Source organism: Pseudarthrobacter sp. CCNWLW207, from assembly GCF_037203945.1.
In the GTDB taxonomy this organism is placed as follows: domain Bacteria; phylum Actinomycetota; class Actinomycetes; order Actinomycetales; family Micrococcaceae; genus Arthrobacter.
Genome location: NZ_JBBCBS010000003.1, coordinates 261,389 through 271,746, shown reverse-complemented (window position 1 = coordinate 271,746; position 10,358 = coordinate 261,389). Strand labels below are relative to the sequence as shown.

Below are 10,358 nucleotides of genomic sequence, written 5' to 3'. Positions count from 1 at the left end.
ACCCACGAACTGTGGGTGGGGTAATGGCTTTTATGGTTCGCTTTGGGTTCTTCACCGCGGGGGGCCCCCCACGTGGGTTGGGGGGGGGCCCGCCGTCGTTATTCTGTAGGAGCCGGTGGCGTCAGCGGACCGGGTAATCGCGCTCGGGCTCGCCGATGTACAGCTGGCGCGGGCGGCCGATCTTGGTGTTGGGGTCGCTGATCATTTCACGCCACTGCGCGATCCAGCCCGGCAGGCGGCCGATCGCGAAGAGCACCGTGAACATCTTCTCGGGGAAGCCCATGGCCTTGTAGATGAGGCCGGTGTAGAAGTCCACGTTCGGGTAGAGCTTGCGCTGGATGAAGTAATCATCATTGAGCGCCTTCTCTTCCAGGCGCATGGCGATGTCCAGCAGTTCGTCGTTGCCGCCAAGCTTGCTGAGGATCTCGTGGGCTGTTGCCTTGACGATCTTGGCTCGCGGATCGTAGTTCTTGTAGACGCGGTGTCCGAAGCCCATCAGGCGGACGCCGTCTTCCTTGTTCTTGACCTTCTCCATGTAGTCCTCGGGCTTGGTGCCGTCGGCCTGGATCTGGCGGAGCATCTTCAGCACTGCCTCGTTCGCGCCACCGTGGGCCGGGCCGAAGAGGGCATTGATGCCTGCCGATACCGATGCAAAGAGGTTGGCGTTGGAGGAACCAACCAAGCGCACCGTGGAGGTGGAACAGTTCTGTTCGTGGTCAGCGTGCAGGATCAGGAGGAGATCCAGCGCCTTGGCGATGACCGGGTCCACTTCATACTGCTCGGCGGGGAGGCCGAAGCTCAGGCGCATGAAGTTCTCAACGAGGTTGTGGGAGTTGTCCGGGTACAGCATGGGCTGGCCGATGGACTTCTTGTGCGCGTAGGCAGCGATGACCGGCATCTTGGCCATGAGGCGGATGGTGGAGACTTCCACCTGCTCGGCGTTGAACGGGTCCAGGGAGTCCTGGTAGAACGTGGACAGCGCTGACACGGCCGATGACAGTACAGGCATCGGGTGGGCATCCCGCGGGAACCCGCTGAAGAAGCCCTTCAGCTCTTCGTGCAGCAGGGTGTGGCGGCGGATCTTCTGGTCGAACTCTTCCAGCTCCGTGGCGCTGGGCAGGTTTCCGTAGATCAGCAGGTAGGAGACCTCGAGGAAGCTGGAGTGCTGCGCCAGCTGCTCGATGGGGTATCCGCGGTAACGCAGGATGCCCGCATCGCCATCGATGTAGGTGATCGCCGAGGTGGTAGCCGCGGTGTTCATGAAGCCGGGGTCAAAGGTGACTGCGCCCGTCTGCTTCAGCAGTTTGGAAACGTCGTAACCTTCGTTTCCTTCAATAACCTGGATGCGCGGGAGCTTTAGCTCGCCTCCTGCGTGGAGCAGGGTTGCGCTGTTGGTCTCAGTCATGGAGTCCCCTTCATGAGGCGTCTGGGCCTCTGTCGAAAGCTTGATCCAACATCCGGTGAGCCGCGCACTGTCCCTGTACATCCAGGATTCCAACACCCGGGCTGCCTTCTTGTAGAAAGCCACCATTGATAGTCACTTAAAAAGTACAGCCCCTTGGCGGGTGTCACTAATCGGCGTCGTTCGAAAATGCCCTAAAATGCCCATCTTGTGGCGCGAGTCACATCATTGTTACGGGGCTGCCGCAAGCCGCGACACGGCCGCGTCGATGCGTTCATCGCTTCCCGTCAGGGCAACGCGTACAAACCCGTTGCCCGCATCGCCATAGAAGACGCCAGGCCCCACCACGATGCCGCGGTCCGCAAGACGGCCCACGGTCTCCCACGTGCTCTCGCCGGCGGTGGACCATAGGTACAGCCCCGCCTCGGATTCTTTGATCTCCAGGCCGAACTGCAGCAGCGCAGGCACCAGCCGTTCCCGGCGTCCGCGGTAAAGGTCCTTCTGGGCCAGGACGTGGGCGTCGTCACCCAATGCCACGCGCATGGCTTCCTGCACGGGGTAGGGCACGATCATGCCCGCGTGCTTTCGGCTGTTAACCAGGTTGGCCATGATGTCCGCATCGCCTGCTACGAAAGCAGCACGGTAGCCAGCAATATTGGACTGTTTACTTAGGGAGTACACGGCCAGCAGGCCTTCATGGGACCCACCTGCGACGCGTGGATCCAGGACGCTGGGTACCGGCTCACCGCCGCGCTGGACATCCCAGGCACCCCAGCCAAGTTCCGCATAGCATTCATCAGACGCGACAACGGCACCGAGGTCCCTGGCCTGCGCGACGAGAGCCTTCAGCGAATCAACATTCCTGACGCTTCCGGTGGGGTTGCCCGGGGAATTCACCCAGATCAGCCGCACGCGTGAGCGCGTCACTTCATCAAGTTCGTCCAGGTTGTCCGTGGCCACCGACGTGACGCCAGCGAGCGTGGCCCCGATGTCATAAGTAGGGTAGGCCACCTTGGGACGGACGACGACGTCGCCCGGCTGGAGCCCCAGCAGGAGCGGCAGCCACGCCACCAGTTCCTTGGAACCTACGGTGGGCATGACATTCCGCGGGTCCAGGCCCGGAACGCCGCGGCGGCGTTCGAACCACCCGGCAATGGCTTCCCGCAGCGGGATGGTGCCATGGACGGTCGGGTAGCCCGGTGCGTCAGCGGCGGCCTTGAGTGCCTCCTGGATCAACGCCGGAGTAGGGTCAACCGGAGTTCCAATGGAGAGGTTTACGGCCCCGCCATGATGCTCCGAAGCCCTGGCCAGATAGGGCGCCATGGCCTCCCACGGGTAATCGGGCAGGCTCAGGCCAAAATTGTTCACCGCTGCGGTCACCGGGGTACCCGGCTCAGTGGTCTTGGTTCTGCGGGGGCAGCGCGGCAATCATCGGGTGGTCCTTGCCCGTGTTGCCGATCTTGGCGGCACCGCCAGGCGACCCAAGGTCATCGAAGAACTCCACGTTGGCCTTGTAGTAGTCAGCCCACTCATCGGGGGTGTCATCCTCGTAATAGATGGCCTCCACCGGGCACACCGGCTCGCAGGCACCACAGTCGACGCACTCATCCGGATGGATGTACAGCGAACGCTCACCCTCATAGATGCAGTCGACCGGGCATTCCTCAATACATGCCTTGTCCTTGACATCTACACACGGCTGCGCGATTACGTACGTCACGTCCCTTGCCTCTCCACGTTGTTTCCGGCGACGGCCGGCAGTTGCATCCGGCGCTCGGTCCGGACTGTTGACTTCAGAGCCTATTATCTCCCAGCCCGTTCCTGCGAACCTAGCCGGCCGCCTAGTATGAACTGGTGAGTCCCACCCAGCCTACGCCCCGAGAGTTTCTGGCCCGTGCAGCGCCCGGGACCAGGGTGGTGGTCCGCTACCGGATCGCAGGCGGCGGCCTCACTGACGCGCTGGGCCATCTGGTGGACACCGACGACGACGGCTGCACCGTGCGCACGCGGCAGGCCGACGTCGTAATCCCCTTGGAACTGGTTGTGGCCGCCAAGGAAGTGCCACCCGCTCCCCCACGCCGCCCGGCGCGCGCCCGGGGCTGAATCACGGCCAAACATTTGGCGAAGTCCAAGCACAAAACAAACTGCCGGTACGACGGCGGGAATTCCGCCTGCCGTACCGGCAGTTTCAGTTATGTGCTCCAGGTGACTAGACCTTTGCGCGGGCGCGGTTAGCCTTGGCGCGCTCGTTGGTGTCCAGGATGACCTTGCGGATGCGGATGGACTCCGGAGTTACCTCAACGCACTCGTCCTCGCGGGCGAATTCGAGCGACTCTTCGAGGGTCAGGTCGCGCGGCGGCGTCAGGTTCTCGAAGGTGTCCGAGGAGGCCGCACGCATGTTGGTGAGCTTCTTTTCCTTGGTGATGTTGACGTCCATGTCGTCTGCGCGGGAGTTCTCGCCGACGATCATGCCCTCGTAAACCTCGGAGGTGGGCTTCACGAAGAAGGAGCCGCGTTCCTGCAGGTTGATCATGGCGAACGGCGTTACAACGCCGGCGCGGTCCGCGATCATGGAACCGTTGGTGCGGTACTCGATCGGGCCGGCCCAGGGCTCGTAGCCCTCGGAGATGGAGGCCGCGATGCCGGCGCCACGGGTGTCCGTGAGGAACTTCGTGCGGAAGCCGATCAGGCCACGGGCGGGAACGATGAACTCCATGCGGCACCAGCCGGTGCCGTGGTTGGCCATGTTGGTCATGCGGCCCTTGCGGGCGGCCATCAGCTGCGTAACAGCACCGAGGTACTCTTCCGGCACGTCGATGGTCATGTGTTCCATCGGCTCGTGGATCTTGCCATCGATGGTCCTGGTGACAACCTGCGGCTTGCCCACGGTCAGCTCGAAGCCTTCACGGCGCATCTGCTCAACGAGGATGGCCAGCGCGAGCTCGCCACGGCCCTGGACTTCCCAGGCGTCGGGACGCTCAGTGGGCAGAACCTTGATGGAGACGTTACCGATCAGTTCCTTGTCCAGGCGGTCCTTCACCTGGCGTGCCGTGACCTTGGCGCCCTTGACCTTGCCGGCCAGCGGCGAGGTGTTGATACCGATGGTCATGGAGATCGCGGGATCGTCCACGGTGATCAGCGGCAGCGGCTGCGGGTTTTCGGCGTCGGTCAGGGTCTCACCGATGGTGATTTCCTCGATGCCTGCCACAGCGACAATCTCACCCGGTCCGGCAGACTCCGTGGGAACGCGGTCCAGGGCCTTGGTGGCCAGGAGTTCGGTGATCTTGACGTTCTTGAGTTCGCCGTTGGCCCGCGCCCAGGCAACGGTCTGGCCCTTGCGCAGGGTGCCGTTGTAAATACGCAGCAGTGCGAGGCGGCCCAGGAACGGGGAGGCATCCAGGTTGGTGACGTGGGCCTGGAGTACACCATTCGGGTTGTACGTGGGAGCCGGAATGTGCTCGATGATGGTCTGGAACAGCGGCTCCAGGTCTTCGTTTTCCGGAGCGGTGCCGTCGGCCGGCTGCTCGAGGGAGGCACGGCCTACCTTGGCTGCGGCGTAGACAACGGGAACGTTGAGGATCTTGTCCAGATCAAGGTCCGGAACTTCGTCGGCGAGGTCAGAGGCGAGGCCCAGGAGCAGGTCCATGGACTCGTGGACGACTTCCTCGATGCGCGCATCGGGACGGTCGGTCTTGTTGACCAGCAGGATGACGGGCAGGTGCGCGGCCAGGGCCTTGCGCAGCACGAACCGGGTCTGGGGCAGCGGGCCCTCGGACGCGTCAACAAGCAGGACGACGCCGTCAACCATGGACAGGCCGCGCTCCACCTCGCCACCGAAGTCGGCGTGGCCGGGGGTGTCGATCACGTTAATGGTGATCGTCTCGCCCTTGGAGGACGGCCCGTTGTAGGCCACTGTGGTGTTCTTGGCCAGGATGGTGATGCCTTTTTCGCGCTCCAGGTCACCGGAGTCCATCACGCGGTCTTCGAGGTGGTTGTGCTCGGCAAAGGAGTTGGTCTGCTTGAGCATGGCATCGACCAGCGTGGTCTTGCCGTGGTCAACGTGGGCCACAATCGCGACGTTGCGCAGGTCACTGCGCGATGCAGTGGCTACCGCGGTGTTGGTGGTGGTTTCAGACATGCGTAATGGCTCGATTCAGTGGGTCAGCTGTAAGTATCGCCGCATTTCCAACTGGAACGCACGACGGATTGGCCCATTAGCACAGGGCACCTTCCCCCATTCTAGCCGCTGAGCCATTTATTGGCCTAAAAACTTGAGATTGGCTGTGGCTGGGGACCCCAGCAGTAGCGCCAGAGACACGGATGTTCTGTGAGAAAAGTCACTGGCTTTATTTGACTTGATGGCCCATCATGGCTGTGATACTTCAAGCTCGTCCGGAGAACCACTGATGCGAAAAGCCTCGGCTCTGTCCCGCTTCGTCGCATCCGGAATCGCTGTAGGCGTACTCCTGTGCGGCTGCGGACAGCCACCTGCACCTCCCGTTGCGTCCACAGTGCACGCTCCCGGGTCCGGACGGCATGTGGCCCGCGGCGTTGACCCGGCAAATCTTCCCGCCGGCACCATCTACCGGAACCCGGCCAGCGGCAGGGACGAAATGGTGATCCCCGACGTCAGCCGTACAGCCCTCCTGATCGGGGACTCCCAGTCTGAACCCGCAGACGGCTGGCCGCGACTGGGCCTGGCCGCCATTGGTTACAAGGTCCACTTCTGCGGGCTGGGCGGCACGGGCTTCGTGGCCACCAACGGCAAGACCGGGAACTACATCGATGCCCTGCAGCGCGGAGATTGGCTGCTTCCTTATGGGACTCCCCCGCTCATCGTCATCCAGGGCGGCGGCAACGACGCCGGCCAGGGTGCCACTGACGCGCAGATCGTGGCCAACGCGGACCGCCTGGTCGCAGCCCTCAATGAGCGGTACCCGGGTATCCGGAAGGTCCTGATCGGCACGCTCGGGCGCGGCGCCAACTATGGCGGGGGCCGCCGCAGCCAAGTGGACGCCCTCCTGGGTAGCGTTGCGGCAAGGCACGGCATGCCGTTTGTGGGCGTTGGCGACTGGCTGACCAAGTACAACCTCACCAAGGACCTGGCCGACGCCGTCCACATGAATGCCTCGGGCCGCCGATCGCTGGGTGCCCTTCTGGAGAACAGGCTTCGTGACCTGGGCATCACAGCCCCTCCCGTCGATGGGACCGGCTCGCTGGCAGTCGCCGAACATGACCTGCTTGCTCCCCAATAGCCTTAACCGGATGGAACCGGCACCGAGGCAGGTACCGGTTCCATCTGCAGCCTGGGTGGGGCTGCCTTTGTGAGGCTGCGCTCAGGCCACCTCGGGCGGGAGCATCAGCTTCGCTCCGGGGATGGCGTTAAGCAGGGCCTTCGTGTAGTCCTCTTGCGGGGATTCGAAGACGTCGTCCGTGGAACCGGTCTCCACCAGCTTGCCCTTTTCCATGACGCAGACGTGGTCGGCGATCTGTCGCACCACAGCCAGGTCATGGGTAATGAAGAGGTAGGTAAGGCCCAGGTTCGACTGCAGGTCCGCCAAGAGATTGAGTACTTGCGCCTGCACCAGCACATCCAGCGCTGACACAGCCTCGTCGCAAATAATCACTTCGGGGTCCAGGGCGAGTGCCCGGGCGATGGCCACACGCTGGCGCTGGCCGCCGGAAAGTTCGTTCGGGAACCGTTGCATGCTTGATTGCGGCAGCGACACCTGATCGAGCAACTGGCGGACCTTCTTCTCCCTGCTCGCCTTGTCGCCGATCTTGTGGACGCGCAGCGGCTCCTCGATGGTCCGGTAGATGTTGTACATCGGATCCAGCGAACCGTAGGGATCTTGGAAGATCGGCTGTACCCGCCGCCGAAATTTGAACAGCTCCGCCGGCTTCAGCAAAGAGGTATCGACGCCGTCAAAAAGGATGCGCCCATCCGTGGGCTTCTCAAGTTGCAGGACCATCTTGGCAACAGTGGACTTGCCCGAGCCGGACTCGCCCACGATCGCTGTTGTGGTGCCCCTGGTGACATCGAAGCTGACTCCATCCACAGCTGCAAAATCCGTCGATTTACCCAGTCCTTGCCGCAGCTTGTAGACCTTCCGCAGATCCTGGATCTGCAGGACATGGTCAGCGGCGGCGGACTCTACAGGTGCAAGCAAATCGGATGCTTCCACGCCGAGTTCCTTCGCCACTTGAATCCTTCGGCTCGCCAAGGAAGGGGCAGACTCGACCAGCCGTTGGGTGTACGGGTGCTGCGGATTCCGAAGGAGCTCCAGCGACGGTCCGGATTCCACGACGTTGCCCTGGTACATGACCACTACCTTGTCCGCCCGCTCGGCAGCCAGCCCCAAATCATGGGTAATGAGCAGGACGGCCGTCCCCAGTTCACTGGTCATGGTGTCCAGATGATCCAGGATTTGCCGCTGGACAGTGACGTCCAGGGCCGACGTCGGCTCGTCAGCGATCAGGAGGCGCGGCTGGCACGACAGTCCGATAGCGATAAGTGCCCGTTGGCGCATGCCGCCTGAAAACTCGTGCGGGTACTGTTTAGCCCTCCGATGGGCGTCGGGGAGCCCGGCCTCTGCCAGTACCTTGGCGATATCGTCCGGACCACTCGGCCGGCCATTGGCACGTAGGGTTTCTTTGACCTGGTAGCCGATCTTCCACACCGGGTTCAGGTTGGACATCGGGTCCTGCGGGACCATACCGATCGTGTTGCCGCGGAGTTCAATCATCCGTTTCTCGGAGGCGTGGGCTATATCCTCGCCGTCAAGAAGGATCTGCCCACCGGACACCGCGCCGTTGTTAGGCAGCAGTCCGATCGCGGCCAAAGCCGTGGTGGATTTGCCCGAACCGGACTCCCCCACGATGGCCACTGTTTCGCCGGGCATGATGGTCAGGTGGGCGTTACGGACCGCCTGTACATCGCCGCTGCCGGTCTTGAATGTGATGGCGAGGTCGCGGATTTCCAGGAGGGGCTTGTTTCCTGGCTCCTCTGCCTCGTCGATGTGAACGTCGGGAATTGTCATCTTGTCGTCTCTCATCGCTGACGGCTCTTTGGATCAAGGGCATCACGGACTGCATCGCCGAGCATGATAAAACTCAGGACCGTGATGGAAAGCGCGGCGGCGGGGTAGAGCATGATTTCCGGCTTCGTTCGAATGGACGACTGTGCGCCTGCAATGTCATTACCCCAGGACATGATGCTGGGTGGCAACCCAATGCCAATGAACGACAGCGTTGCCTCGGCCACGATGAAGATGCCAAGGTTCAAGGTTGCGAGCACGATGATGGGGGCTAAGGCATTAGGCAGGACGTGCCGCACCAAGGCACCCACTTTCGATACACCCAAGGCACGGGCTGCCGTAACGAAGTCGGCATTGCGGACTTCGAGCACGGCGCCACGGGTAATACGGGCCATTTGCGGCCATGCCAACAGCGCAATGACCGCAACCACTGTCCACACACTCTTGTTTTCCCGGAATACCGGCAGCTGAGTGATCACCAGCGCGCCAAGGACCAGGGGCAAAGCGAAGAAAATGTCACCAAGCCGTGCAAGGACAGCATCCACCCAGCCGCCGTAGTAGCCTGCAACTGCACCGAGGGTCACTCCGATGACGAGGACACAAAGCACTGACAACACGCCCACCGAGAGCGAGGCCTGCGTCCCGTGGACAACCCTCGAATAAATGTCGCAGCCCTGGAAGGTGAAACCGAAAGGATGCCCGGCGGTAGGGCCGGCTTCCGAATTGGCCAGTTGGCAGTCGTCGTTAGGCGGCACTGTCGAAAGCAGGCCTGGGAAGATCGCGATGACAATCAACGCCAGAATCAGCAGCGTGGAGATAATGAACAGTGGACGGCGGCGAAGCTTTCGCCAGGCGTCTGCCCAGAGGCTCAACGGTGCCTGATCAGACTTCAGGGCATCTGTTGCAAGCAACGGGGTCTCTTCGATGGGTGCTACAAAATGGTTGTTTCTACTGGTCATAACGAATCCTCGGGTCCAGCCAGGCATACAGGAGATCAACAAGAAGGTTGGCCACCACAAAGACCAGCACCAGGATGCTGACAATGGAAACGATGGTTGGGCCTTCGCTCCGCAACGTTGCCTGAAACAGCTTGTTGCCGACTCCCGGAATATTGAAGATGAATTCGGTGACAATTGCGCCGCCCATGAGGCCGCCAAGGTCAGCACCCAGGAACGTCACCACCGGGATCAGCGAGTTACGCAGAATATGGGTCATGACGACGCGGGGCCTGGAAAGGCCCTTGGCGGTGGCAGTCCGCACATAATCGGCATTCATGCTTTCACTCACGGATGCACGCGTCAGGCGCAGCACGTAGGCAAAAGACACCAAGCCCAAGACGGTGGCAGGCAGCAGCAGGTTGCCCCAGTCAGCCGTGGCGCCGACCGTTGGTTTCGCCCATCCCAGCCTGACTCCGAAGATGAGCTGAAAGACGAAGCCGAGAACGAACGTGGGGACGGCGATGACCACCAGGGAGGCGACAAGAACAGTGGAGTCAAACCACTTGCCACGGCGAAGGCCGGCGAAAACGCCGAAAGCGATCCCGAAAACCGCCTCGATGATGAGCGCCTCGACGGCGAGCATAGCTGTCACGGGAAAGATGCGGGCCAGGGACGCCGCAATGGGCTGACCGGTGAAGTCGTTCCCAAGGTTGAACGTAAAGAGGTTTTGCAGGAAAAGACCGTACTGGACCCAGAAGGGTTCATCCAGGTGGTACTGGCTGCGCAGGGTGTCGATGACAGCCTGCGGGGGCTGGCGGTCACCAAAGAGCGCCGCAATGGGGTCCCCGGGAAGGGCGAACACCATGTAATAGACCAAAAGAGTGGTGCCAAGGAAGACGGGGATCACTTGAAGGAGCCGACGAAGAATAAAACGGGCCACAGGATCACCGGCCTTCCGGGAGGGAAGAAAAATGGTTCATG

General features: G+C 62.0%; 9 protein-coding genes. 2 read left to right on the top strand and 7 right to left on the bottom strand.

Translation table 11 applies throughout. From position 1 onward, the window contains the following. Nucleotides 1–121: 121 nt before the first annotated feature. The 3 genes from V9L17_RS06965 to fdxA form a co-directional block, all read right to left on the bottom strand. Nucleotides 122–1,405 carry a citrate synthase gene (locus V9L17_RS06965; RefSeq protein ID WP_337345681.1) on the bottom strand — a complete coding sequence of 428 codons (1,284 nt, stop codon included), beginning with the start codon at nt 1,403–1,405 and terminating at the stop codon, nt 122–124. A gap of 228 nt (nt 1,406–1,633) precedes the next feature. Beyond that, nucleotides 1,634–2,782, bottom strand: coding sequence for a succinyldiaminopimelate transaminase (dapC, locus tag V9L17_RS06960; protein ID WP_337350916.1), 1,149 nt, complete (start codon nt 2,780–2,782; stop codon nt 1,634–1,636). Between the two features lie 13 nt (nt 2,783–2,795). Next, complete coding sequence (gene fdxA / locus V9L17_RS06955; RefSeq protein WP_009356972.1) at nt 2,796–3,122, bottom strand: ferredoxin; 327 nt, start codon at nt 3,120–3,122, stop codon at nt 2,796–2,798. A 134-nt stretch (nt 3,123–3,256) separates the two neighbouring features. On the opposite strand from fdxA, the gene V9L17_RS06950 reads away from it, so the two are divergent. Further along, a complete protein-coding gene (locus tag V9L17_RS06950) occupies nt 3,257–3,505 on the top strand; it encodes a putative acetyltransferase (RefSeq protein ID WP_337350915.1) in 249 nt (82 codons plus the stop codon). Between the two features lie 106 nt (nt 3,506–3,611). On the opposite strand, the gene typA is transcribed toward V9L17_RS06950, so the two are convergent. Beyond that, a complete protein-coding gene (gene typA / locus V9L17_RS06945) occupies nt 3,612–5,540 on the bottom strand; it encodes a translational GTPase TypA (protein WP_337345678.1) in 1,929 nt (642 codons plus the stop codon). Between the two features lie 268 nt (nt 5,541–5,808). On the opposite strand from typA, the gene V9L17_RS06940 reads away from it, so the two are divergent. Continuing rightward, on the top strand, nt 5,809–6,657 hold the full coding sequence (locus tag V9L17_RS06940) for an SGNH/GDSL hydrolase family protein (RefSeq protein ID WP_337350914.1): 849 nt from the start codon (nt 5,809–5,811) through the stop codon (nt 6,655–6,657). 81 nt (nt 6,658–6,738) lie between these two features. Here V9L17_RS06940 and V9L17_RS06935 read toward each other — a convergent pair whose 3' ends face one another. From V9L17_RS06935 to V9L17_RS06925, 3 genes are read right to left on the bottom strand one after another with little or no spacing between them, the layout of a single operon-like run. Then, the gene (locus tag V9L17_RS06935) at nt 6,739–8,442 is read right to left on the bottom strand and encodes an ABC transporter ATP-binding protein (RefSeq protein WP_337345927.1); all 1,704 of its coding nucleotides are present in this window, start codon (nt 8,440–8,442) and stop codon (nt 6,739–6,741) included. An 11-nt stretch (nt 8,443–8,453) separates the two neighbouring features. Next, a complete protein-coding gene (locus V9L17_RS06930) occupies nt 8,454–9,398 on the bottom strand; it encodes an ABC transporter permease (protein ID WP_337350913.1) in 945 nt (314 codons plus the stop codon). Continuing rightward, nucleotides 9,388–10,317, bottom strand: coding sequence for an ABC transporter permease (locus V9L17_RS06925; protein WP_337345675.1), 930 nt, complete (start codon nt 10,315–10,317; stop codon nt 9,388–9,390). Before V9L17_RS06925 ends, V9L17_RS06930 begins: the two co-directional genes overlap by 11 nt. Nucleotides 10,318–10,358: the final 41 nt, after the last annotated feature.